Source organism: Peribacillus simplex NBRC 15720 = DSM 1321, from assembly GCF_002243645.1.
In the GTDB taxonomy this organism is placed as follows: domain Bacteria; phylum Bacillota; class Bacilli; order Bacillales; family DSM-1321; genus Peribacillus; species Peribacillus simplex.
In genome coordinates this window covers 1,531,471-1,554,860 of the sequence record NZ_CP017704.1, presented here as the reverse complement: position 1 = coordinate 1,554,860, position 23,390 = coordinate 1,531,471, and the positions used below count along the sequence as shown (strand labels likewise).

Genomic DNA, 23,390 nt, shown 5'->3' with positions numbered 1-23,390 from the left:
TGATGAGTATGAAAAAAAACCAACTTTTTGTCATAAAGATGAATTTGGATTTCTAAAAAAAACCAAACAAGTTATAATACAATTATCATGAATTTTTGGAAAAATCAAATAATTATAGAAGGAGTGAATTTATGACCCAATCGATAATTGGAACGAAAAGTATGGTGGTAAGTCCTCACTATTTAGCGTCGATGGCAGGAAATAAAATTCTTGAAAAAGGGGGGAATGCTTTTGATGCGGCAGTGGCAGTCAGTGCCTGTTTGGGTGTAGTTTATCCACATATGACCGGACTTGGTGGGGATGCTTTCTGGCTTACATATGAAAGGGAGGTCGGGAAAATTCGTGCTTTCAATGGAAGCGGACGCTCAGGAAGCAATGTCAATCGTGATGCATATAAAGGGGAAAAGAAGATTCCTTTTCGAGGGGTGAGAAGCGCAATTACAGTTCCTGGGATGGTAGACAGCTGGGATGAGATATTGAGAGAATGCGGGAAACTTACGTTAGCTGATGTTCTTGATTCGGCGATCGAGTATGCAGAAAAGGGTTTTCCGATTACGAAAAATCAAGTGATGTATACGGAGAAAAATTGGGATTGGCTCTCGACGGCACCGATAACATCTGAAATATATGCACCGGGTGGACATGTTCCGCAGGTAGGTGAACGGTTTGTTCAAAAAGATCTTGCTCGAAGCTTAGCGTTGATTGCTGATCAAGGTCGTGACGTTTTTTATAAGGGAGAACTTGCAAAAGCAATCGTATCCTTTTTAAAAGAGCAAGGGGGTCTGTTATCCGCTGTTGATTTCGCTGATCACCATGGCAATTGGGTAGAACCCATTTCAACTCAGTATCGAAATTATACGATTTATCAGGTTCCGCCGAATTCTCAGGGGTTCGTCGGGCTGATGGCTCTCAATATTCTTGAGAATTTCAACTTTGACAACATTGATCATGGTTCTGCTGAATACTATCATTTATTGGCAGAGGCTCTAAAAGCAGGTTTCCGCGATCGGAACGAAGTCCTTACAGACCCTGAATTCTTTGATATTCCAATAGATAAGCTGCTAGATAAACAATATGCAGCGAAGCTAGCATCAGCAATTCAGACAAATGCTGAGAAAGTTACGAGTCCTTCAATGGGAAATGACACGGCCTATGCCGCAGTGGTCGATAAAGATGGAAACTCGGTTTCCTTTATTCAAAGCCTTTATTTTGAGTTTGGATCTGGTGTCACTGCCGGTCAAACAGGGGTCATGTTACAAAATAGAGGATCGTTTTTCTCGCTTGATTCCAATCATGTCAACTCACTCGAACCTAACAAGCGCTCATTCCATACATTGATGCCGGCAATAGCCTGCAAAGATGGAAAACCCAGCATTTTATATGGTACTCAGGGTGGGGAAGGACAGCCGCAAACACAGACTGCTATCATTACCAGGATGATAGATTACGGAATGGACCCACAAGCTGCAATCAATGAACCGCGATTCGTATGGGGAAGAACCTGGGGTGAAGATAGCGAGTCGTTGAAAATCGAAAGCCGTGTCAAAAAGGAGGCGGTAGATGAACTGAAAGAAAGGGGACATCATGTCGAAGTGGTGGAAGAATTCGATGGGGTGATGGGCCATGCACAAGCAATTCGGATTGATGAGCATAACTTCCTCAAAGGCGGGGTCGATCCGCGTGGGGACGGTGCGGCGGTCGGTTCTTGAAGGTTTCTCCTTCTTATTAAGACAAAGGGGAATAATGAAAAAAATTACAAACAAAAAACAACTTTTCCCTAATCTCCCTTTTTAATATATAACTTTAATAAACATTTTTAATGTGGGTTATTCTTCCTGAATGACTAATAACACACCAATAAAAATTAATATTGTACCTATCCAAAAAGACAGGCCGATTTGTTTCACCTAGTATTAACCAACCTAAAAAAGTACCGACTATAGGTTGTAAAAAGAAAAATAATCCACCACTTGAAGCAGTAAGCATTTGCAGTCCGCGATTCCACAGTAAAAAGGCACATGCTGTGGAAATAACGCCCAAGTATAAAAGGCCGCCCCATATGGATGGATGCATGATTGCTTGAAAATCAAGCTCATCTAATCGACTAATCGTAATAGGTGTTAAAAAGACAATTGCCACATGCACAGCATAGGTCGTTATAACAATTTGTAAATATTGCCCAGGTACACGTTTAATTAGAACAGACATAAGTGCCCAAGTTAATGCAGCAATAAGCAGTGATACGCCCCCAAGTTGGTGAGATGAGCCGATATGAGCATTTCCGACAATGATACCGACACCGATTGACGCTAAAATAACAGAAATTGATTTTTTTAATGTGATCTTTTCTTTTAAAACGATACGTGCAAATATCACCATAAATGCAGGTGTTGTTGAAGTAATGATGGCTCCCATTTGTGCAGTAGATAGTAGCGTACCGACTTCCTGGGTTACGATAGAAATTGTGTTTCCAACAAGTCCTATAATGAAAACCAAAAGCCAGTCTCGTTTTTCGATCCGCCAAGATTGTTTTGTTATAAAACCAATAGTTAGCAATGCTAAAATCGCAATAACATATCGTAATAATACTAATTCAAGTGGTGGAACAACGTCTACCACAACATACATCCCGCCCCAAATGCTAGCAGCGAGTGATAAATATAAAGAACCTAATATAGTGTTTTTCATTTTGTACCCTCCGTTTTAACTAAACGTTTCCAGTCCCTAACGGAGATGCAAGTTTTCTACCGTTAAGGAAGAATAACTGCAGGTACATCATTTTCGAATAGCGGTGACCACATCATTAGCTTTCAGCTTACTTTCAAAATATTTATTTTATCATACAATGATTATAGTTAAGTGTGTATAAAGTTGTTCGAGATTCTACTAATCATTCGATTCAAAATTCTGTAAAAAATAACTACATACTCATTTGAATAAACAAGATTTTAGTAACAAATAATAGTCTTAGATCTAGCGTACCATTAGAAAAACAGCAAGAGGATTGTACATTCTAATTTGCAATCTTACATAAAATAAAAGCAAAAGATTATTCGTCAATCAGGATAGTATAATAAAACTTAAAACACATGACAAAACCCCACCTGTTACTATTAACAACTGATGGGGTTTCTATTTGGCTTATTGGATTCTAGTTGGAATGTAAAGAGGGATTTATAGGGAAGGGAAAGAACAAATGGTACAGTAATAATGTTAGTCAAATTGTCGGTAGCGGTAATGATCGATATTACATAGTAAGTTATAAAGCTGGAAAGAAAACGTGGATTAGGATTAAACGGCACCCTTAAGGAGTATATTCCTAATCAACCGTTAAGTTATATTTAGTGCTTGACCTTTCCAGAAACATCACAATTCGTTATATTTTCTTTCAATTTTCCTGAACTCGTCTGATAGTTCAAATAGGGTGTGTAATACGGCTGTTTGAATATATAGATTCATATAATTATCATTGCTTTTCTTTTGAAAAGATAAATCATGTTTTTCATTAATTTTCCGAGTTATACATGCATTAATTTCTCTCCACATTTCTTTCGTTCCTTCTTTAATTTTAGTCTCCATAATCTCCCACTCCTTTTTTATTAGTTTATCCACTCTATTACATTCTTATACTTATTTTTTGGCCAAGCTGGAACTTTTTTTATCTTAAAATTAATTTCTACTGTTCAAGTTTATTTTCATAAACTGAAGTTTAATATTGGGTTCAGCAATAAAACCAGTGCATGATTCTTTGGCGTAGGAGAGGGAGAGCGAAGCGAATATAGGGTTAGTCCACAATATTTTTTTGTAGCAATTAAAAACCTCTAATGGATGGATGACTTCTCCTTATTTTTCGAGTTTGCTTTCATACAGCAGGATACCTAAAGGGGGATTTCGGGGGAGTCACTATCGCATCTCTTCTCTAAAGTTTCTTTAATTGGACCATATTCTGGAGTGACGTATTGTACAAATGACAGGAGTTTGGAATAATTAGCATTATGAAATTAAAGAAAAAATTTAAACCTTTATCGATCAGTCCATGAATAGGAGATTGTTATGTTTAAAATTATGATAATTGAAGATGATGAAAAAATTAGAAAAATAGTAGCTGATACCCTAACAAAGTGGAAATATGAAGTTGTGGAGGTTATGGAGTTTGACCACATTTTAGATGATTTTGAGAAAACAAGTAAAAGGAAAAGAAAAATAAATGACTTTATTAATGGCCGTTCGGTCTGGTAGTTTTGGAAAATTCAGAAAAATATAAAATATATTATTAACTTATTTCTTGGATGTTATGTATTATGTATACATAACACATATGGAGTTTTAGCCAATCATATAGATTTAAATTGTTCATATTGTAAAGACTTATCAAAAAGGACGGATTAATAATATGGCGAATTCAATTAAAACCAATCGAAAAGGAAAGAACAACGCAAGATAAAATTTATAAGCAAATAAAAAAAGCAATTTTATTTGGTGGTATTGCCAGTGATGAAATATTTACAGAAGTTCAATTAGCGGAAAGGTTAAATACTTCAAGAACGCCTGTAAGGGCCGCTATTCAAGATTTGGTAAAGGATGGATTACTTGTTTCTATCCCAAGGAAGGGCTTAACTGTAAGAAAGATTACACCGGAGGAACAGGATGAAATCTTTTTACTAAGAAGTGCTATTGAAGTTGAATCGGTGAAAAAACTAACACAAGAAATTACAACACCTGAACAATTGAGGTTACTTAAATTAATTCTGAAGCAACAAGAAGCATTGCAAAATGATGATGCTATTAGTTTTATTAGGCTAGACCATGATTTTCATCTCTCGCTGACAAGACTAGCAAACTTCACCATAATAGAGCAAGTTTTGAACAATCTTCATAACCTTACTCAGCTTATGGGTTTAAAAGCAGTCAGTAAACATGGGAGAATGAAAAATGTTTTAATGGAACATAATCAGATTATCCAGGCCTTAGAGGAGAAAAATCCCGAACTAGCTTCACAGGCGATTTTGAACCATTTAGAAAAAACAAAAGAAACATTAATTATTGTTGATAATTCCTGATTTTCTATCAAATGCTTGAAGGGGGGGATTGCTCCTAGTAAAAGGTAGTTTACTACATCTCTAGGGACAAAAATAAGGGTTTAGAATCAACTTCAACCTATGAAATAGAGGATTTAAGAGGTAAGTCTATAGTTTATTTGAAATGAAAGCGTTTCCTCCTGTTGTCTCGTTGTAACAATTTAACAGCGAACCTTAATTGTATTGCGTGTGGTGTATTATGTTTTTTGTATACATTAAAGGTTTTGTATTTCCAATCATGTAATTAAGGTAGGTAATGACACTACAATCGAATTTCATGTTTATTCCGTCATATCCTTTACTCTTTTACTTATGAACATTAACAACGGGTTCTTTTACTTATGAACATTAACAACGGGTTCTTTTACTTCTTGATGAGTGCTTCCGATGTCAAAGTTGGAAAGCCTGATAATATTTAAGTTAGTATGGGATATCATTGGTTCAGAATTCGGTGGTGGACATCAACAGTATGAGACGTTCTATAATGGTGCACTCTTCGTCACGAAAGGCTTTTCATTTAGAAATTACGGATATGATGAGCCGGTTCAAATGGTGGATGAATTTTTAGGAAGCTATTCTCTTCCCACTCAGGTGAAAGAACTAATATAAGAAATATAAATAAAAGGATGGTTGAAGAAATGAAAATTGCATCGATACAATTAGAGATTAAAGATAGTGAATCTAAAAATGCTCGCATAGATCGTGTGGAGTCAATGATTGACGGATTAAAAGGACAAGATTTAATAGTTTTACCAGAAACGTGGGCAACGGGGTACTTTTCTTTTGATCGTTATATTGAAGAATCAGAAGAATTGAATGGGAATTTTGTACAACGTTTCTCCTCAAAGGCCAAAGAAGTTAATTCATATATATTTGCAGGTAGTTTTATAGAAAAAAATAATGGAAAATACTACAACACAAGTGTTCTATTTTCTCCTGATGGGACACTTATAGGAACCTATCGAAAAATGCATTTATTTCGTTATGGTTCAAAAGAAGGTCAAATATTGACGAGAGGAAATGAAACAACTGTAGTAGATACAGAATTCGGGAAAGTAGGCTTATCAACTTGCTATGATTTGCGATTTCCTGAATTGTATCGTGCTGAAGTAGATTTAGGAGCAGAATTACTTCTTGTTACATCTGCTTGGCCACATAGAAGGCTGGAGCATTGGAAATTATTCAATTCAGTTCGAGCATTAGAAAACCAGTGTTTCTTGATTTCGAGTAATTGTGTTGGTAATACTAATGACGTCCTTTTAGCTGGTCATAGTCAAGTGGTTGACCCATGGGGGATTGTTGTGGCTGCTGGAGGAGATGAGGAAACTATTATAAAAACAGAGATTGATCCATCTCAGATTTCTAAAATTCGTGATGTATTCCCTAATTTGAAGCACCGAGTCTTAGATAGGCAGGAGGAATTCAGTTGATAAATATTAATGTTTGTGGAAGAAATATTGTCGCAGATCCTAAACGATTACTTATTGCCGGCTATACGGGAAAAGACCAGGAATCTGTAAAAAACATATTGATGAATTGAAGGAGAACGGCGTTCCAGCTCCTCCATAAGTTCCGATGATTTACGATCTTTCAACAAATCTTATTACGACAAATAGGTCATTTTCAGTTATTCAAGAAAGTAGCAGCGGAGAAGCAGAAGTGGTCATTATGAAAATTGAAGGGAAATGGTATTTAGAACTAGGTAGTGACCACACGGACCGTGGGCTTGAAAAAGTGTCAATTCAGAAATTCAAACAAGTATGCAGCAATCCTATTTCAACACAATTTTGGTCCTTGGATGACGTAAAAGATCGATGGGATGACATTGAAATGAGAAGCTGGATGATTGTTGATGGGTTGAAAAAAGATTACGAAACAGGCAAACTAGGAGAGTTCTTGCATCCTAAAGAATTGCTCAAAATTATAGAGGAATGTGGATATGATTGTGTTTTGCGGAATATTACCGATTAAAAATGGTGAATTTATTTATGGATTTCAGAAATCACCTGGAATGTTTTTTTGAGGGTTTTAAAATTTGAGATAATCTATAGTTGAAAAGAAAAAAACCAATTTTCCTTTATATGGAGAGTTGGTTTTTTAACGCTTTCGAAAGGTCGTTTATGTAAACATGCATTCCTTTTCTTGCTTTTTATAGAAACAACGGGTTAGTTAGCTTTTTATCGGAGCTGTCGCTAGGATGGCTTTTTCTTTATAAGACGGTTAGCGAAGAACAATGTGGGAAATACTAAGAGAATGAAAATGTTACCGAATTTTCAGAAAAATATATTGACGGGAAATTACAGTTGTTATATATTATTAATAAGTTAAATTTATTGTTATATAACAGAAGGAGGAGTCAAGATGATGAACATTCATGATAAAGCCTATGAAAGTTATTTAAAGATTTGTGAAAGGTATGAAATCGAGTCGATAAACTTCGACCGCTTCATCAAAAATCTAACCAAAGACCAGTTGGATGAATACAGTAAATTAGCCGTTTAAATGAAAGGGCGTGATTGCACAAGATGGACCTCCCAGTTGATGTAGATGTAGAAGCCAGTTAGAAACCCCACCAGTTGCTATGGGAACAGGTGGGGTTTTGTCATGTGTTTAGCGTATTTTCATTTAGTTACACGCCGCTATTGGGCAAGGGTATTATAGCCCTTCTTACTAGCCTTAACTTACCTTTTCTGTGCTACTAATACCACCACTGTGTGAACAAACCCACAGTTTAAAATAAAAATGGCTCCTATATTTAAAATATCCCATGTATTTTATAGAGAATTGTAGTAATTCGGCGTCCCGATAACAAAAGCATTGCAACGATAATTCAAGCTGGTGCTTGTCCAAAATGTGGTGACAAAGAAGACCGCTGAACAATAGCGTTTTTGTTTAGTACAGATGCTTTATAAAACTTTATTTCAACCGCAGCTGTTGTGACGCTTGTTCTTTGATATACAATATATGTAAGGAGGTTTGGTGATTAAAAGATAAGGGTTAGACGATGGAGGTTCGTAGTGAAAAAAATCGGGGTTTTATTTGGAGTAATTGTTATTATAGGTATTGCACTTTATTTTATACTTGCTCAACCAAAACTTGTAGCGGATTTATTAGGAACAGGAGAAGATAAAAAGGTCATATTAGTCACTTTAGAAAACACGGGATTTCGTGATATTCAATTACTCGATATTCACGTTAACGGTACTGAAAAACCCGATATAGTTAAGCTACAAGTAAATAAAACAGGTAAAGGATTTACTATTACTGATACTTTCGATGATCCGGGATATGAGTTTATGGATTATGACTCAATAGCAATTGAGCCTGAAAAAGTAGTGAATAAGAATAAAGAAGAAATTGTTTCTGTCTATGCGCTGACCATAAAACATAGTGTTGAAGTTCATTCATTAACTGTGAGTTATAAATATTTAGGTAAGGAATTTGAAGAAATTGCTAGGATAGATTAGTTCGCCTTTGTTATATAGTTTTCTCATCTTCTATTGAAATCAAGCATCAATATAAAGACTCGCTATCCACCTTTACTGATGCTTTTCAGTTGTAAACATTTAGATTGCTCATCCAGCTAACTATCCTGAATGTAATCAATCAAACAAGAAACTGCCGGAGAAGGAAGTTATCTTCTCCGGCAGTTTTTTTAACTTCCCCGATAAACTTGATAGCCCCATGGGGAAACGAGCAGTGGCACATGATAATGGGAGGATGGGGAAGATAGTCCGAAACGGACAGGTACCTGGTCCAAAAAGGGCGGATCAGGAAGCTCGATGGACTTATTCCGGAAGTAATCCCCGATATGAAAAACGATTTCGTAGTTTCCCATTTTAGTATTTTCTGCGTTCAGCAGCGGGGCATCGAGCCTCCCATCTGTATTTGTGACAGCTGACTGGAGCAGCTGCCAGTCAGCTGTGGATGATTCGGAAAAGTATAATTCAATCGTCACGTTTTCGGCCGGCTTGCCGTGCATTAAATCCAATATATGTGTTGTTATACCAGGCATAAATACTCCTTAACCGATGTTTTCTTCAGCAGCAGCCAGGATTATGTTGTTTTCGAGATTTTCTTTTTTAACGGTGAAGACCTGAAAACCATATGGCGGGCGTGGCTCTGTATATACTTTTCCTTTGGATTCCGGGATTTCGGAAACGACTGTATCCCATGTGTGGTTTTGGGATTCGAATGTAACTTCAAGAAGCTGGGGGAATCTAGTTAAAATACGGCAGCCGATTTCATAAATCAGATTTTGGATTGAAGGAGTCTCCATTTCGTGGAAAATGGATGTAGCAATATCGATTACCTGTTCAGCAGCTACGTATTTAGAGGGATCCACGCCGAATGCATCCTTTTGATCCTCATAGACCCAATGGAGATTCAAATAGATGAAAAGCGGACGATTTCCATCTTCGGGAAGCGTCGTATACTCATCACGGACAAAACCGACAAAAGAGTTCCCGCTTACTTTGATTAATTGAAGGTCGAGGATGGAGCTGCTTTGCTGAACGATTTCGCTGCCGTTTTCCCCGCGGATGATTTCGACGGCAGCATTGGCACGTTCGTTGCGGGACTTTTTGAATACTAGGTCGCTCGGTTTCAATTGAGGATCCGTCGCTTCAGTAACAGCTTCGAAAGGGATATCTTCGGCAATCAATTTAACAGTATCGATTTGAGGATATTTGTTCAGGAAGGCTTCTGACACATATGAAGCAAACCCTTCTAATGTGGCCCCTTTGAATGTTGCTAAATGCTGTTGGATGAAGTTTTTCATCGAATCTGTCGCGACGACCATGGAATTGTCTCCTTCCGTGAAGGAGGGAAGAAAAGAGGAGCCGCCAACGGAAACTTTTACATTGGTGCCAAAAATGATATGGTCTCTGCCTGAAAAAGTGGATTCTGGTATTTGTTTGATTCCGGTTAAAGGATTTGAATAGGTCCTATAGGCAAAAACATTCCCTTTTCCATAGCTGAGTGTTTGTGCGGCTGATTTATTTTTCATTGGTTTCTCTCCTTCAATTTTGATTTTATCCTGTAAACGAAATAGGGCAATTTGATGAATTTCAGATAGGGCCTTATCGAACTCGGCTGTTTCGGAATGGTGAATCCTTGTTTTCATCGATTGATATATGTCATTTTTATCTTTGCCGCGTACTGCCAGGATAAATGGAAAGCCGAATTTATTCATATATTGTCGGTTCAATGATATGAAATTTTCATATTCATCGGCAGTAAGGTCCTTTAAACCGGCGCCATGCTGTTCTTTAATCGAATCCTCACTCATTTCAACTTTGTCCCCAAGGTTCGGATGCTTCCTGATTAACGTTAACTTTTCTTCCTTTGACGAATTGCTTACAATGTTTACCATGCATCGATGCAAGTTGATTATTGATGAAAAGGGCCTATTGGCGGCTGATTTTTCTGCAATCCAAGGTGAATGTTCGAAGGTATCACCAAGGAACTTCGTGAACTCCTTTTCGCTTAGTGCATTTAGTGACTTAAGAGTAATCATTCTCAGGCTCCTTCTTATATACTTTTTGCCATTAACTGATCTGTATCAGGAATGGTACTATCGGCTGCCTTTTTCCTTCGCGGAGTCAAGATCACATTTAGGATGATGGCTGTCAGGCTTCCTGTGATGATTCCATCGCCGACAACGATACGGATTGCTTCCGGCAGACTTGAGAATAACTCGGGAACGACGGTGGCGCCCAGTCCGAGTGAGACTGAACAAGCAATGATCAATAAATTAGCATTATCCGAGAAATCGACGTCATTCAACATTTTAATTCCTGATGAAACGACCATTCCGAACATGACGACGGTAGCACCCCCGAGGACGGCAGTAGGAATCAGTGTAGCGAGTGCTGCGATTTTCGGTACAAGTCCAAGCCCGATTAAAATGAAGCCGGCTACAATGGTGATCGTTCTTTTTTTCACACCGGATAATTGAACGAGGCCTACATTCTGGGCGAATGTACTATAAGGAAAGGCATTGAAAATCCCACCTAAAGTGAATGCAAGGCCTTCTGCCCGGTAGCCCTTGACAATATCTTTTTCACTCAATTCCCTACCGGTTATTTTTCCGAGAGCAAGGAATGCGCCAGTGGATTCGACCAGGATGACTGTGCCAACCAACATCATCGTAAGTATGGGTGCTATTTCAAAACTGGGTGTACCAAAATACAAAGGAGCAGGGATATGGAACCAAGAAGCCTCGGCAACAGTTGAAAAGTCCATTTTCCCAAAAAATGTTGAAGCGATCGTTCCTGCTATGATGCCGATCAGAACGGAAATGGATCGAATGAATCCAGTGAAGCAGCGATTGATAATCAGAATAACAGCGAGGACTCCTAAAGAAAGCATCAAGTTTTCGGCTGATCCAAAGTCTTTGCTGCCGGAACCCCCAGCCATATTCTTTATGCCAGTGGGTACTAAGGATAATCCGATGATGATGACGACGGTCCCGGTCACGACAGGAGGGAATAATTTAAGCAGTTTACCAAATATGTTGGAGAAAAAAATGATGAATAATCCAGCGGCGATAATTGATCCATAGATAGCGGAAATGCCATAATTACTGCCGATGGATATCATGGGGGTGACTGCTACGAAAGAAGTTCCCAAAACTATAGGGAGGCCAATGCCAAAGTATTTATTTTTCCAAGATTGCAATAATGTAGCGATTCCGCAGGTCAATAGATCAATGGCAATAAGGTAGGCGAGCTGTTGGGAATTGAATCCCAATGCCCCGCCGACAATGATCGGTACCAAGATGGCACCAGCATACATGGCAAGAACGTGCTGAAGACCTAATGAGAAGGCCTTGGACTTGTTAATTCTTTCATTCATAAAAAAACTCCCTTCTCTAATAGAATGTCATTTTATATCACGTGATTTTGTTATGATTAATATCATCATAATAAAAAATCAGAAAATTGTCATTAGTTAGATTAGACAATTTTTGGTTGTGGATATAGACAACTTGTATAAAGTGAAGGGAGAATTGTGTTTTATATATTAAGTAAGGATTTAATGCGAAGGGCAAGACGTATCTGGAGTGTTGTCTCTGAATCTTTTAAGCTCTTGCCGAGTAGCTCTTCGCATTTCTCTAGTCTGTATACAACGGTGTTCCGATGAACGAATAATCTTTTGGCAGTTTCGGATATTTGGCAATGCGTTTCGAGATAGACGGATAATGTCTGTAATAAAGTTTGTTCCTCCTCTGTGAAAATCTTCGAAAACCCTTGTAGTGCAAAATGGTGAAAATTCATTAGGTCTTCTTCAGGTATGATTCTCAATAACTCCATAATATCCTTTGTCCGGAATATTTGGATGTATTCGGTCCTTTTCGAAAGACCTCCTTCGAGAAGGGAGTCGTTCGCTTCTTTATAAGAGTTCTTGGTCTGTAAAAAACTCGGGCTCATATGGCTCACTCCGAAAGAAATCGTGCAGTCGAACTGGCTGGCTGTTATCCTTTGCAATGATCTTATCGAGGTTTCGACAGTTTGGAGAACATCTGCAGAGACTTCATTCACTTCGTATAAAAGAATGCATTTCTTGCCTTTTGTAAAGAGGTGAATGGGATCAGGTGATAGGTGAAGTTCATCTTCCAAAAACTCGTATATCGAATCAGCTCTTCGTTGCAGCTGTGTGTAACTTATGTCCGAGTCGGATTCATCGATCTTACCCACTGCACATATATAGGTTTGTTCATTGTGTAAGGAAAACTCTTTTGCTCGGTTTATGATTTCCTCCTGTGAGGAGAAACTGCCATCCAGAAAATGAAGGAAGAAATCGTTTCGGATATTCCGATCATGCTGTTTAAGGGCATGTTCTTTCATCAGGGCGAAAGAAATGACATTAGTTGCCTGCTCTATCGTCAATGTTATGAGGTTATCGCTAGTCTTGATTTCTCCCGATATCGTCAAATAACCAAATTTTTCTTCATTCATATAGATGGGGAATACGGTATAGGGCTGTTTATTGGAAAGGGATGAAAATGAAAAGAATGAAGTTTTGGTTTTATGGAATCGAAATCCCTCTTCGTTCATTTTTTTGATTATTGGAATAATTCCGGATGTTGAGATTGGATGGAATATCGGTTTTAGGTACTGATCAACTAATAAGATGGGGTATCCAATCATATCCGATAAATGATCAAGCAGCTTTTGAATCCCTTTACCCCGCATGATTAAGTTTGTGAATTGTTTATGTGTTTCCATGGCAAAAGTCAATTCTGTTGCACGTTGATCCAAAATCCCCCGTAATGTATGGTTGATGATTTCCCCGAGTGACAATTCTGCCGGGAGTTCAATGATTGGAAAGGATAAATCATTGGCAAGAACCAGTGCTTCCGCCGGTATTTCTTTTAGGTACCTCCTTGTCTTTATCCCTAGGGCTGCGCAGCCTTGATTTGCCATCGCTTCGACGAGTGATGACAAGAGTTGTGGTTTGTCCTTTATGTGATAAGCCGTGGTTACAAGGAATTCATTTGGTTTTAAAAAGTTGATGATATCTGGAGCGTCCATCATATTGACTGTGCGGACTTCCCGTTCGATCCCTGTTCTTCCGGCAATTAAATGCATGCCGTTTAATGCCGGCAATGTTAAAAGCTCGCTTACCTTCATCTGAAACACCTCATTTTGGTAAATTAGAGTATTGAGTGTGATTTTATACATACAGGGGAATTGAATCCGTTTTAATAGTGCGTGTTACTGATATTTATCTGAATCCCTCCGTTTAATAGAGTGCTTTGCGGATTTTCATTATCATATCATACAAACCCTTTGGCATATCCTACAAATTTCATTGTTTGGATTATCAGGATAAATAAAAAGTGTTTTTATGTTAGGTTTTATAACATTGTTGGTGACATATTATCTGAATTTTGTTAATATTTATAAAAAATTAACGTGAGGATAAGGGAGACGATAAAATGAGCGAAGGCACAGTTGCTTCAAGTAAGAAAAAAAGAGTAACGCCGTTTCCAAAAGAATGCACATTCAGCAAAGAAGACTGGGAAGTATTATCGCAATATTGGTTTCCTGTGGCTGCAGTCGAGGAAGTATCGGAAAAACCGATAGGCATTAAACTTCTGGATGTACACCTTGTCCTTTATCGGGCCAATGGGAAGATTATCGTTGCAAGGGACCTTTGTCTGCATCGCGGTGTGCCATTAAGCATGGGGTGGGTGGAAGGTGATGATATCGTATGCCCTTATCACGGTTTTAGATATGGCCCTGAAGGGAATTGTACAGGGATACCTGCGCATCCCAATGCTAAAATATCCCCGCGTCTTTGCATTAATATTTATCCCACGGTAGAACGCTACGATTTGATTTGGACATCGATTGCGAGCGATAAAGAGGATATTCCGAAGTTACCGGCCTGGGATGATGAGGAATATTTGAACATCCTACCGCCATCCATAGACATTGCCGGTTCAGCCGGTCGGCAGATGGAAGGTTTTTTGGATGTGTCGCACTTTGCTTGGGTTCATTCGGAAAGCTTCGCTGATCGCAACAATCCTATCGTTCCTAGTTATAAGGTGGAAAAAACGGAGTATGGCCTGCATGTGGAATACTTAAGTTCCGTCAGTAATTACGGAAAGGGTATGCGCCATTTAGAACCTGCCAACTTTGAGTGGCTGCGTGTTTTTGATATCTATCCGCCGCTTGCGGCCAGGCTTACTGTCCATTTCCCGGAGGGTGGAAAACTTCATATCCTGAACTGTGCCAGTCCAGTTTCTGCACGAAAGACAAGAATGTTTTCGCCGATGGCCCGTAACTTTGATTTAGATGCCCCGATTGAAGATACCTATGAATTCAACTTGCAGATTTTCAATGAAGATAAGGAAATGGTGGAAAATCAAAAGCCGGAGGAGCTGCCTCTCGATTTGCAAGCGGAAGCACATATCGCGGCAGATAAGACGTCGATCGCTTATCGTCAGCTATTGAGGGAATTGGGCTTAGGTTCGAATTATACAAGTTGACAAAAAGAGGGTGTCCCTGTTAAATGGGCACTCTCTCTTCTTTTATTGGTTTGTTTCGCTTTGCTTTCAATTGGTTATTTTGCACAAAAAAACACCGGAATACTAACAAAATTGTCAATGAAGTTAGATGCGAAAGCAAGTAAAATAATAGATAACATAAATTTGTGAATATTCATAACATGAATGAATATTGAGAAGGGAAGCGATGTGATGGGCATTCAAATCGAAAAATTCATAGATGAAAAGGATGATGTTGCGTCGATGATTGAATGGTTAGCATCTTTCGGGGCAACGGAGAGTAATGGGGTGACCCGGTTATTATATTCCAGGGAATGGATGAGCGCTCAGCAGGCAATGAAAGCTGAGATGGAAAAAGAAAACCTTATTACATATTTTGATAGTGTAGGCAACTTGTTTGGCAGGCTAGAGGGAACAGATCCCTCCGGTGGAACCATTCTAACCGGTTCTCATATAGACACGGTCAAGGATGGAGGGAAATATGACGGCGCATATGGGGTCATCGCCAGTTTCCTCGCAGTTAAGAGGTTGTATAAAGCCTATGGGGCGCCGCGAAAGACGATTGAAGTCGTTTCCTTTTGTGAGGAGGAAGGAAGCAGATTTCCCTTAACGTTTTGGGGGTCGAGGAATATTAAAGGAGTCTATGGTCTTGAGCATGTCAGGGATTTAAAAGATACAGAAGGAATTCCTTTTTTGGAAGCCATGAAAAAATCAGGGTTTGAACCTGAAGCCTATATAACCCCGGTCCGCGATGATATTGACCGGTTCGTCGAAATTCATATAGAACAGGGAATGATACTTGAAAAGAATGAGAATTCAATTGGGGTCGTCAGCCATATTGTCGGGCAGCGCCGTTATACGGTGAAAATCATTGGTGAGAGTAATCATGCGGGCACCACTCCCATGTCATTTAGGAAGGATGCAGTAGGTCTTGCTTCGGAATTCATCTCTTTTTTAACGAAAAAAGCGAAGGGTATGGACCTGGATTTAGTTGCGACGGTTGGCAGAATGGATGTTAAACCTAATGTTCCGAATGTCATTGCTGGTGAAGTGGAGTTCAGTCTCGATATCAGGCACCACGAGGAAGTTGTTCTTGAAGGGTTTTGTAAGGAAATCTTTTCGACTTTCGATTCCTTGGCAAAAGAAGCTGAAATGAAGCTGGAGGTTTCACAATGGATGGATGTCAAACCTGTTGCGATGGATCGGGAAATGAATCGCCTTGTCCGAAAGATAGCTAAAGATAAAAATATACCTTACCAAGATATGGTCAGCGGAGCCGGGCATGATGCACAGGTGTTCGGTTCGTTTTGTCCGACTTGCCTGCTGTTCGTTCCAAGTGAGGGTGGGATCAGCCATTCTCCTAAGGAATTTACGAGTGTTGGGGATATGGAAAAGGGAATCGACGTTTTAAGTGAAATACTATATAAATTAGCCTATTAAAGGAGTTGGGTAAAATGGCATATTCAGAATTGAATGCACCGATGAGAACGATCATGACACCAGGCCCGGTCGAAGTGGACCCGCGTGTTTTAAGGGCGATGAGCACACCGATATTAGGGCAATTCGATCCTGCTTTCACTACTATCATGAATGAAGTGATGGAAATGCTGCGTTTGGTCTTTCAAACGAAAAATAAATGGGCGTTCCCGATAGATGGCACCTCAAGGTCGGGTAATGAAGCGATTCTATGCAGCATCATTGAGCCGGGAGATAAGGTTCTGGTTCCCATATTCGGAAGGTTCGGGCATTTGTTGGTGGAAATTTGTGAGCGATACGGAGCTGAAGTCCATACGATAGAATGTCCTTGGGGAGAGGTGTTCGAACCGCAAGCTGTCATCGCGGAAATCAAGAAAGTCTCCCCTAAAATAACAGCAATCGTCCATGGGGAAACTTCCACTGGTTGTATGCAGCCTTTGAAGGAAATCGGGTTGGCCTGCCGTGAATTAGGTGTCCTGCTTGTGGTGGATGCGGTTGCCTCCATCGGGGGCACCGATGTTAAGGTGGATGAATGGTGTATTGATGGATTGATAGGCGGGACACAAAAATGCTTGTCCGTTCCTTCAGGTATGGCACCTATTACGTATAATGAGCGAATAGAAGAAATCATCCAGTCCCGCAAAAAAGTGGAACGTGGTATTGCAACGGATGAAGACAACCAAAGGGTTTCGGACCGCCGTCCGATCACCAGTAATTATTTCGATTTAAGCATGCTGCAGGATTATTGGGGACCGCGCCGCTTGAATCACCATACAGAAGCGACTTCCATGATTTATGCGTTACGTGAAGGATTGCGCCTTGTGCTTGAAGAAGGTCTGGAAACGCGCTTTGCCCGTCATGAACTCCACGAAGCTGCTCTCGTTGAAGGGATCAAGGCGATGGGACTAAAGTTATTCGGGGATGGGAAAAACAAACTTCCGTGTGTAACTTGCATCGAAATTCCAAAAGGAATCGACGGTGAAGCTGTAAGAGCGATGCTGTTGAATGAATTCAGTATCGAGATTGCGTCCTCGTTTGGTCCACTTCACGGAAAAATCTGGAGAATTGGGACCATGGGATTCAGTTGTAGGAAAGAAAACATCCTCTTTGTATTGGCCTCCTTGGAAGCTGTCCTTTTGCGCCAGGGGTTCCAAGTTAATCGGGGAGAGGCTTTGCAGGCTGCACTGGATGTGTATATGGGAAAGACGGAGAAAGTGGTTGCACCAAGGGGATCTTTTTGATTAAAAAACTATTTTGGAGGAGTGGTCCGTATGTCAATATATGATCTTATTATCCGCAATGGATATGTAGTTTTTCCTGATGAAGTGAAGAAAGCTGATCTTGCCATCCAAGATGGGGTGATTGTTAAGATTGGGGAACGTCTGGATGGTAATGCGAATGTAGAGTATGAAGCGGGTGGCCAGCATATCTTTCCTGGTATGATTGATGTCCATGTACATTTTAGCGAACCTGGCCGCGCTCATTGGGAAGGCTTTGAATCAGGATCGCAAATGATGGCAGCGGGAGGTTGCACCACATATTTCGATATGCCATTGAATGGAATCCCTTCAACCATCGATCGAAAGGCTCTCCTTGAAAAGGGCGAGATCGGTGAGATGAAGTCGGTTATAGACTTTGGATTATGGGGAGGACTGGTCCCGGGAAATATCGATGATTTAGAGGATCTCGCCAAATCCGGAGTCATTGGATTTAAAGCTTTTCTCTCAGCGACGGGAAATGAGGAGTTTGAACGAGCGGATGATTTCACCCTTTTACACGGAATGAAGAAAATTGCAGAATTGGGCAAGGTCTTGGCCCTTCATGCGGAAAGTGATCCGATCACTCAGTGGTTTAAGCAGGAAAAAGAGAAGAATGGACTATTCAGTGCGAATGATTATGCAGCTACAAGACCTGTGCAAGCGGAAGCTGAGGCTGTGGGACGTGCCATTACATATGCAGAGTTAACAGGATGTCCGCTGCACTTTGTCCATATTAGCAGTGTCTTGGCCATCGAAAAAATTGAATCGGCCAAACAAAAGGGGCTGGATGTGACGGTTGAGACGTGTCCGCATTATTTATTATTCAATCAGGATGATTTAATAGAAAAAGGCGCGGTTGCAAAATGTGCTCCCCCACTAAGGGAAAGAGAAGAACAAGAAAAATTGATTGCCTGTTTAATGGAAGGGAAATTCGATATGATTTCTTCCGACCACTCACCATGCCCTTATGAGCTGAAAGATCCTGCCATACATAATATTTTTGAAGCGTGGGGCGGAATAAGCGGGGGGCAATTTTCATTGATGTCGATGATAGAATTGGCTGTTTTACACGGTATCCCGCTTCATAAAGTCGCTGAGTGGACAGCTTCAGCCCCGGCTGAAAGATTCGGTCTCTCTTCTAGAAAAGGACAAATTAAGGAAGGGAAGGATGCAGACCTTGCAATCGTTTCCCTTAATGGTACGCATGAAGCTTCGGAAACGAATTTTTTCGCGAAACATAAGCAAAGCGTTTATATGGGCCATACCTTTCCTTGCCAAATCACGGCTACCATTAATAGAGGGAAAATAGTTTATCAGACTGATGTAATAAGTGAAAGGGAGCGTGGGGAGTGGTTAAAAGTAATAGATTCCAGTATTGCGGCCAATAACTAGGAAGAAGACTTTGCAAATAAGTTTCGGGGTAATTTAATTCATTAAAAGGGTGGGGGATTCCAAATCGGGAATCCCCCCTTTTATCAGTTCTGCGTATGTATCATGGGCAAAACAATGGGAAAAGAAACCGGACAAGTGGATTGCTTGTCCGGTTTCAAACGTTACTTATTCAACTTGGTCGACGAAATATTGATTTTTCCTGAATACCATCGCTTCCATGGATGCAATCAATTCCCTTTCATTTAACACATCTATTTTATACCATGCCAGTTTATGGTTTTTCTTTATCTCTTTCGCTCTAGCAGTTAATGTCTCACCCCGTTTACCAGCTGATAAGAAGTTTATGTTGTTTGAAACGCCAACCGCTATTCTGCCATATGAATTGCTGGCTGCTGCGAACACGTAATCAGCAAGCGAAAAAATAATGGCACCGTGAACCGTTCCGTGTGCATTAAGCATGTGGTCACTTGGAATCAATTCTGCTTCCGCTGTGCCGGGACCAAGTTTCGTCAACCTCATCCCGAGAAAAGAAGCATATGGTTCGTCTACCAGTACTTGTTTGATTTGGTCGTAATGCAATTCGTGAATATCCTGATCTAAATGTGTGGTCATGGAAATCCCCCTTCTTTAATGGTCTTTTGCTGAACTTATCCCATATCCGGTGTTAGATTTGAACAGTACTTCAGGAAAATTGTTTTCCCCATCTTTTGCCTTTGACAAGATGGTACCTAAATAGGCTCCAATGAAGCCAAGCGGTACGGTGAAAATGGTCGGGTTGCTCATCGTGAAGAGGGGATTGCCTGTGAAAATCCCCATTCCAGGTTCCGGATTCCATACATTAGGACTGAGCATGACCAGTATGATGGAGCTGAGTAACCCGAATAACATTTCTGTGATCGCTCCGGTTGCGTTGAAGCGTTTCCAATATATTGTGCAAAGGATGATCGGTAAATTGGCACTGGCAGCAATTCCATTCCAAGCGCAAGGACTGAAAGAAAAGCGACATTCATTGATTGAGCAAATAAAGCAAGTAAAATCGAAATGACCGCTACGCCGATCGAAGCCATTCGGGCAACGAGTATCTGCTGTTTTTCCGTAATATTTCCTTCCTTGATGATTTCACCGTATATATCATGTGTAAAAGCGGATGCCGACGTTAAAACAAGACCGGATACAACCGCTAAAATCGTGGCAAATGCCACAGCTGAAACGAATGCGAATAAAAATTCACCGCCCATGGTTAATGCAAGAAGGGGTGCGGCTATGTTTCCAGCAGAGTTTGCTTCGACGATCCGCTCAAAACCGACGAAAGATGCAGCGCCGAAACCAAGGAAAATCGTCATGATGAAAAATACCCCAATAAACCATGTGGAATATACGACGGATTTCCTTGCGGTAGCTGCGTCCTTTACTGTAAAGAAGTGGACGAGTAAATGCGGAAGGCCCGCCGCTCCAAGGACAAGCGACATATTAAATGAAATCATGTCAAGTCCATCTGTGTATTTATTTCCAGGATTCAAAAAATCCTTTCCGAGTGGTGTTGCAGTTTGGGCATGATGGAACATCTCTGAAATGTTAAAATTAAAACGGGAGAATACGATGAACGTCAACACAGCGGAACCGCCTAATAAGAGAACAGCTTTGGTGATTTGCACTCAGCTTGTCGCTCTCATCCCACCGAAAATTACATAAATCGTCATCAGTACACCGACAAGAAGAACGGATAGCCAATAATCGATGCCGAGCAACAGTTTAATTAATCCTCCTGCACCAACAATTGTGCAATCATTTAAAAGATTGAAATGACAAGTGTGTTAGCCGCAGCTATCCCTCGCACTTTTTTTGATTTGAAGCGTGCTGAAATCATGTCTGCCAGCGTAAACTTACCTAAATTGCGAAGTGGTTCCGATACAAGATACAATAAGACAAGAAAGGCAACAAGGTTCCCGATGCTCATGTAAAAGCCATCAAAACCAATCAATGCGATTGCACCTGTAATTCCCAGGAAAGAAGCGGCTGACATAAAGTCACCGGCTACGGCCAATCCATTTTGCCATGCTGTCAATCCGCCCCCGGCAGTATAAAAATCACTGGAATTTTTAGTTTTCTTAGAAGAGTAATAGGTTATTGTAAGCGTTAACAAAATAATGCCCAAAAAAAAGCGTGAGGGATAAAATGCTCATTCGCCAAGCTCCTTCTCATATTTATTCAATATGTTTTTAGCTATCTTGTCGTACTTCGCTGCTTTTTTGATATATACAATTCCCCCTAACCATACGACAGCGAATTGGAGAAGTGCATATACCCAAGCCCAAGTAATATTGAAAAAGGCTTCACCTTTCAATAATTCGCTTTAAGCAGCTAAAATAGGCATAACAAAATAAAAAGCAAGAAAGAAGACGGTGACAGGTACGATGAAAGCTTTTTTCTTTTGAAGCAAATACTTGAATTCTTCAGTTTCAATTAATTGTCGATACTTATTTTCCTTGTCATGACCTGATGGTGAATGCCCAGTTTTAGCTGGTGATTCCATAGTAAGCCCCATTTTTAGTGTAGTACGTTTTTAAAACGATTGTTTGATAAAATGATATATCATTGTTAAAATTAACATAGTCTGAAAATTTAGTAAATTGATATTTTGTTTATTCGGTCATTTTTCTGAATTAAAAAAACATTATTGACAACGTACAAATGACGTATTAATCTTGAAATGAATCATAACAATAATTTAATATCCGTTTCTTTACCGTTATGTATATATGAGGGGACAATAGTAAAATTGAGGGGGACTGAAACAATGTACAATCCGGAAGTTGAAACGGCTACGCGTGCTGAAATGGAAAGTTTGCAAATGGCACGCCTTAAAAAAACGATAAGCCATGTATATGAAAATGTACCTTATTACAGAGAAAAGTTTAGAGAGATGGGCCTGGAACCAGAAGATATTCAAACTCTGAACGATGTGATAAAGCTTCCATTTACAAAAAAACAAACACTTCGTGATCAGTATCCATTCGGTTTATTCGCCGTTCCAATGGAGGATGTAACACGTATTCATGGTTCATCCGGAACAAGCGGAAAGCCTACAATTGTCGGGTATACGAAAAATGATTTGGAAAACTGGGCAACAATCGTCGCACGTGGAATTGTAGCTGCAGGAGGTCGCAAGTCAGATATTTTCCATAACGCATATGGATATGGTCTGTTTACAGGGGGCCTAGGTTTGCATTGCGGTGCAGAAAAGCTAGGAGTTGCAACAGTCCCAATTTCAGGGGGGAATACCGATCGCCAGATTACGATTATCAATGATTTTAAACCGCGTGGGATTTGTGGCACCCCTTCTTATATATTGAATATTGCAGAAAAGATGGAAGAGATGGGAATTGACCCAGCCAATAATGGGCTTGAGTATGGGATTTTCGGAGCTGAGCCGTGGTCAGAGGAAATGAGGGCTACCCTAGAGAAGAAACTGAATTTGAAAGCAGTCGATATTTATGGATTAAGTGAAATCATGGGGCCAGGGGTTGCAATAGAATGCCATGAAGCACAGGATGGACTGCATATCGCAGAAGACCATTTCCTTGTTGAAGTCATTAATCCGGATACGCTTGAACCGGTTGAGGACGGCGAGGATGGTGAACTTGTCTTTACAAGCCTTACAAAGGAAGCGCTTCCAATCATTCGTTATCGTACAGGCGATATTGCCTCGATTACCCATGAACCATGTACCTGCGGACGTACCACAACAAGAATGTCCCGTGTTAAAGGCAGAACGGATGATATGATCATAGTCAGGGGAGTGAATGTATTTCCATCTGAAATTGAGCGAGTGTTATTCCAAATGGACGGAATTGTACCTCATTACCAAATTCACCTCCTTAAAAAGGGGAAAATGGATAGTGTTGAACTACACATCGAAATTGAAAGCGGTTTCTACAGGGAGATTGAAGAAGACTTAACACATATAAATGTAGAGAAATTAAAGAAAACGATTCAACATCATATGAAATGCACATGTCTTGTAACGATGGATATTGTTGTTAACACTCCAAAAAGCATTCCGCGTTCAGAAGGAAAAGCCATTCGTGTCGTGGATAAACGGAAGGATGAAGTCATTAGTTTATAAATTCCGTGCTCATGAACATAGCGTGGAAACAGTACGATTTT

General features: G+C 40.0%; 21 protein-coding genes and 3 pseudogenes. 14 read left to right on the top strand and 10 right to left on the bottom strand.

The features are described from left to right. The first annotated feature begins 131 nt into the window (after nt 1–131). The gene (gene ggt / locus BS1321_RS07355) at nt 132–1,709 is read left to right on the top strand and encodes a gamma-glutamyltransferase (protein WP_063232394.1); all 1,578 of its coding nucleotides are present in this window, start codon (nt 132–134) and stop codon (nt 1,707–1,709) included. 117 nt (nt 1,710–1,826) lie between these two features. Here ggt and BS1321_RS07350 read toward each other — a convergent pair. Together BS1321_RS07350 and BS1321_RS07345 are read right to left on the bottom strand one after the other, a co-directional pair. Continuing rightward, nucleotides 1,827–2,688, bottom strand: a pseudogene (locus BS1321_RS07350) (DMT family transporter). Nucleotides 2,689–3,366: 678 nt separating this feature from the next. Next, nucleotides 3,367–3,579, bottom strand: a complete 213-nt coding sequence (locus tag BS1321_RS07345) for a hypothetical protein (protein ID WP_063232393.1) — start codon at nt 3,577–3,579, stop codon at nt 3,367–3,369. A 474-nt stretch (nt 3,580–4,053) separates the two neighbouring features. Between BS1321_RS07345 and BS1321_RS07340 the strand changes: the two genes are divergently transcribed. The 8 genes and pseudogenes from BS1321_RS07340 to BS1321_RS07315 all read left to right on the top strand — a co-directional run bounded on the left by BS1321_RS07340 (nt 4,054) and on the right by BS1321_RS07315 (nt 8,545). Next, a complete protein-coding gene (locus BS1321_RS07340) occupies nt 4,054–4,239 on the top strand; it encodes a response regulator (protein WP_063232392.1) in 186 nt (61 codons plus the stop codon). Nucleotides 4,240–4,370: 131 nt separating this feature from the next. Continuing rightward, nucleotides 4,371–4,562 (top strand): annotated as a pseudogene (locus tag BS1321_RS28725) (GntR family transcriptional regulator); the annotation flags it as partial. Between the two features lie 9 nt (nt 4,563–4,571). Next, a complete protein-coding gene (locus tag BS1321_RS07335) occupies nt 4,572–5,060 on the top strand; it encodes a GntR family transcriptional regulator (protein WP_063232391.1) in 489 nt (162 codons plus the stop codon). Between the two features lie 405 nt (nt 5,061–5,465). Then, nucleotides 5,466–5,687 (top strand): 4-hydroxyphenylacetate 3-hydroxylase C-terminal domain-containing protein, encoded by a 222-nt coding sequence (locus tag BS1321_RS07330; protein WP_063232390.1) that lies wholly within the window; start codon nt 5,466–5,468, stop codon nt 5,685–5,687. A 29-nt stretch (nt 5,688–5,716) separates the two neighbouring features. Further along, complete coding sequence (locus tag BS1321_RS07325; protein ID WP_063232389.1) at nt 5,717–6,508, top strand: carbon-nitrogen family hydrolase; 792 nt, start codon at nt 5,717–5,719, stop codon at nt 6,506–6,508. Between the two features lie 145 nt (nt 6,509–6,653). After that, complete coding sequence (locus tag BS1321_RS07320) at nt 6,654–7,049, top strand: DUF2848 family protein (RefSeq protein WP_063232388.1); 396 nt, start codon at nt 6,654–6,656, stop codon at nt 7,047–7,049. A 390-nt stretch (nt 7,050–7,439) separates the two neighbouring features. Next, a complete protein-coding gene (locus tag BS1321_RS27820; protein WP_169803971.1) occupies nt 7,440–7,580 on the top strand; it encodes a hypothetical protein in 141 nt (46 codons plus the stop codon). A gap of 515 nt (nt 7,581–8,095) precedes the next feature. Next, a complete protein-coding gene (locus BS1321_RS07315; protein WP_063232387.1) occupies nt 8,096–8,545 on the top strand; it encodes a hypothetical protein in 450 nt (149 codons plus the stop codon). 188 nt (nt 8,546–8,733) lie between these two features. Here BS1321_RS07315 and uraH read toward each other — a convergent pair whose 3' ends face one another. The 4 genes from uraH to BS1321_RS07295 all read right to left on the bottom strand — a co-directional run bounded on the left by uraH (nt 8,734) and on the right by BS1321_RS07295 (nt 13,714). Continuing rightward, a complete protein-coding gene (gene uraH / locus BS1321_RS07310; RefSeq protein WP_063232386.1) occupies nt 8,734–9,093 on the bottom strand; it encodes a hydroxyisourate hydrolase in 360 nt (119 codons plus the stop codon). A gap of 9 nt (nt 9,094–9,102) precedes the next feature. Then, on the bottom strand, nt 9,103–10,596 hold the full coding sequence (pucL, locus tag BS1321_RS07305) for a factor-independent urate hydroxylase (RefSeq protein WP_063232385.1): 1,494 nt from the start codon (nt 10,594–10,596) through the stop codon (nt 9,103–9,105). 14 nt (nt 10,597–10,610) lie between these two features. Further along, nucleotides 10,611–11,936, bottom strand: coding sequence for a nucleobase:cation symporter-2 family protein (locus BS1321_RS07300; protein ID WP_063232384.1), 1,326 nt, complete (start codon nt 11,934–11,936; stop codon nt 10,611–10,613). A 161-nt stretch (nt 11,937–12,097) separates the two neighbouring features. Further along, nucleotides 12,098–13,714: a PucR family transcriptional regulator gene (locus BS1321_RS07295; protein ID WP_063232383.1), complete on the bottom strand. Its 1,617-nt coding sequence runs from the start codon at nt 13,712–13,714 to the stop codon at nt 12,098–12,100. A gap of 308 nt (nt 13,715–14,022) precedes the next feature. Here BS1321_RS07295 and BS1321_RS07290 point away from each other — a divergent pair, with 308 nt between their 5' ends. From BS1321_RS07290 to BS1321_RS07275, 4 genes are all read left to right on the top strand, one after another. Next, nucleotides 14,023–15,078 (top strand): Rieske 2Fe-2S domain-containing protein, encoded by a 1,056-nt coding sequence (locus tag BS1321_RS07290; RefSeq protein WP_063232382.1) that lies wholly within the window; start codon nt 14,023–14,025, stop codon nt 15,076–15,078. 210 nt (nt 15,079–15,288) lie between these two features. Then, nucleotides 15,289–16,536: an allantoate deiminase gene (gene allC / locus BS1321_RS07285; RefSeq protein ID WP_063232381.1), complete on the top strand. Its 1,248-nt coding sequence runs from the start codon at nt 15,289–15,291 to the stop codon at nt 16,534–16,536. A 14-nt stretch (nt 16,537–16,550) separates the two neighbouring features. Next, entirely contained in the window at nt 16,551–17,813 is a 1,263-nt protein-coding gene (locus tag BS1321_RS07280; RefSeq protein ID WP_063232380.1) for a pyridoxal-phosphate-dependent aminotransferase family protein, read from the top strand. A gap of 30 nt (nt 17,814–17,843) precedes the next feature. Continuing rightward, the gene (locus BS1321_RS07275; RefSeq protein ID WP_063232379.1) at nt 17,844–19,223 is read left to right on the top strand and encodes an allantoinase; all 1,380 of its coding nucleotides are present in this window, start codon (nt 17,844–17,846) and stop codon (nt 19,221–19,223) included. Between the two features lie 165 nt (nt 19,224–19,388). Here the strand turns inward: BS1321_RS07275 and BS1321_RS07270 are convergent, their stop codons facing one another. The 4 genes and pseudogenes from BS1321_RS07270 to BS1321_RS07260 all read right to left on the bottom strand — a co-directional run bounded on the left by BS1321_RS07270 (nt 19,389) and on the right by BS1321_RS07260 (nt 21,756). Further along, nucleotides 19,389–19,835: a PaaI family thioesterase gene (locus tag BS1321_RS07270; RefSeq protein ID WP_063232378.1), complete on the bottom strand. Its 447-nt coding sequence runs from the start codon at nt 19,833–19,835 to the stop codon at nt 19,389–19,391. Between the two features lie 15 nt (nt 19,836–19,850). Further along, nucleotides 19,851–21,378: pseudogene (locus tag BS1321_RS07265) on the bottom strand (solute symporter family protein). A gap of 24 nt (nt 21,379–21,402) precedes the next feature. Then, nucleotides 21,403–21,567, bottom strand: a complete 165-nt coding sequence (locus BS1321_RS28720; RefSeq protein ID WP_155726448.1) for a DUF485 domain-containing protein — start codon at nt 21,565–21,567, stop codon at nt 21,403–21,405. Nucleotides 21,568–21,576: 9 nt separating this feature from the next. Next, the gene (locus tag BS1321_RS07260) at nt 21,577–21,756 is read right to left on the bottom strand and encodes a DUF485 domain-containing protein (RefSeq protein WP_063232377.1); all 180 of its coding nucleotides are present in this window, start codon (nt 21,754–21,756) and stop codon (nt 21,577–21,579) included. 264 nt (nt 21,757–22,020) lie between these two features. Between BS1321_RS07260 and paaK the strand changes: the two genes are divergently transcribed. After that, nucleotides 22,021–23,349: a phenylacetate--CoA ligase PaaK gene (gene paaK, locus BS1321_RS07255; RefSeq protein ID WP_063232376.1), complete on the top strand. Its 1,329-nt coding sequence runs from the start codon at nt 22,021–22,023 to the stop codon at nt 23,347–23,349. The last annotated feature ends 41 nt before the right edge of the window (nt 23,350–23,390 follow it).

Bases quoted from the DNA above. Each gene is read 5' to 3' on its own strand.
- ggt (WP_063232394.1), top strand. From the start codon at position 132: ATGACCCAATCGATAATTGGAACGAAAAGTATGGTGGTAAGTCCTCAC.
- BS1321_RS07345 (WP_063232393.1), bottom strand. From the start codon at position 3,579: ATGGAGACTAAAATTAAAGAAGGAACGAAAGAAATGTGGAGAGAAATT.
- BS1321_RS07340 (WP_063232392.1), top strand. From the start codon at position 4,054: ATGTTTAAAATTATGATAATTGAAGATGATGAAAAAATTAGAAAAATA.
- BS1321_RS07330 (WP_063232390.1), top strand. From the start codon at position 5,466: ATGTCAAAGTTGGAAAGCCTGATAATATTTAAGTTAGTATGGGATATC.
- BS1321_RS07325 (WP_063232389.1), top strand. From the start codon at position 5,717: ATGAAAATTGCATCGATACAATTAGAGATTAAAGATAGTGAATCTAAA.
- BS1321_RS07320 (WP_063232388.1), top strand. From the start codon at position 6,654: ATGATTTACGATCTTTCAACAAATCTTATTACGACAAATAGGTCATTT.
- BS1321_RS27820 (WP_169803971.1), top strand. From the start codon at position 7,440: ATGATGAACATTCATGATAAAGCCTATGAAAGTTATTTAAAGATTTGT.
- uraH (WP_063232386.1), bottom strand. From the start codon at position 9,093: ATGCCTGGTATAACAACACATATATTGGATTTAATGCACGGCAAGCCG.
- pucL (WP_063232385.1), bottom strand. From the start codon at position 10,596: ATGATTACTCTTAAGTCACTAAATGCACTAAGCGAAAAGGAGTTCACG.
- BS1321_RS07300 (WP_063232384.1), bottom strand. From the start codon at position 11,936: ATGAATGAAAGAATTAACAAGTCCAAGGCCTTCTCATTAGGTCTTCAG.
- BS1321_RS07295 (WP_063232383.1), bottom strand. From the start codon at position 13,714: ATGAAGGTAAGCGAGCTTTTAACATTGCCGGCATTAAACGGCATGCAT.
- BS1321_RS07290 (WP_063232382.1), top strand. From the start codon at position 14,023: ATGAGCGAAGGCACAGTTGCTTCAAGTAAGAAAAAAAGAGTAACGCCG.
- allC (WP_063232381.1), top strand. From the start codon at position 15,289: ATGGGCATTCAAATCGAAAAATTCATAGATGAAAAGGATGATGTTGCG.
- BS1321_RS07280 (WP_063232380.1), top strand. From the start codon at position 16,551: ATGGCATATTCAGAATTGAATGCACCGATGAGAACGATCATGACACCA.
- BS1321_RS07275 (WP_063232379.1), top strand. From the start codon at position 17,844: ATGTCAATATATGATCTTATTATCCGCAATGGATATGTAGTTTTTCCT.
- BS1321_RS07270 (WP_063232378.1), bottom strand. From the start codon at position 19,835: ATGACCACACATTTAGATCAGGATATTCACGAATTGCATTACGACCAA.
- BS1321_RS07260 (WP_063232377.1), bottom strand. From the start codon at position 21,756: ATGGAATCACCAGCTAAAACTGGGCATTCACCATCAGGTCATGACAAG.
- paaK (WP_063232376.1), top strand. From the start codon at position 22,021: ATGTACAATCCGGAAGTTGAAACGGCTACGCGTGCTGAAATGGAAAGT.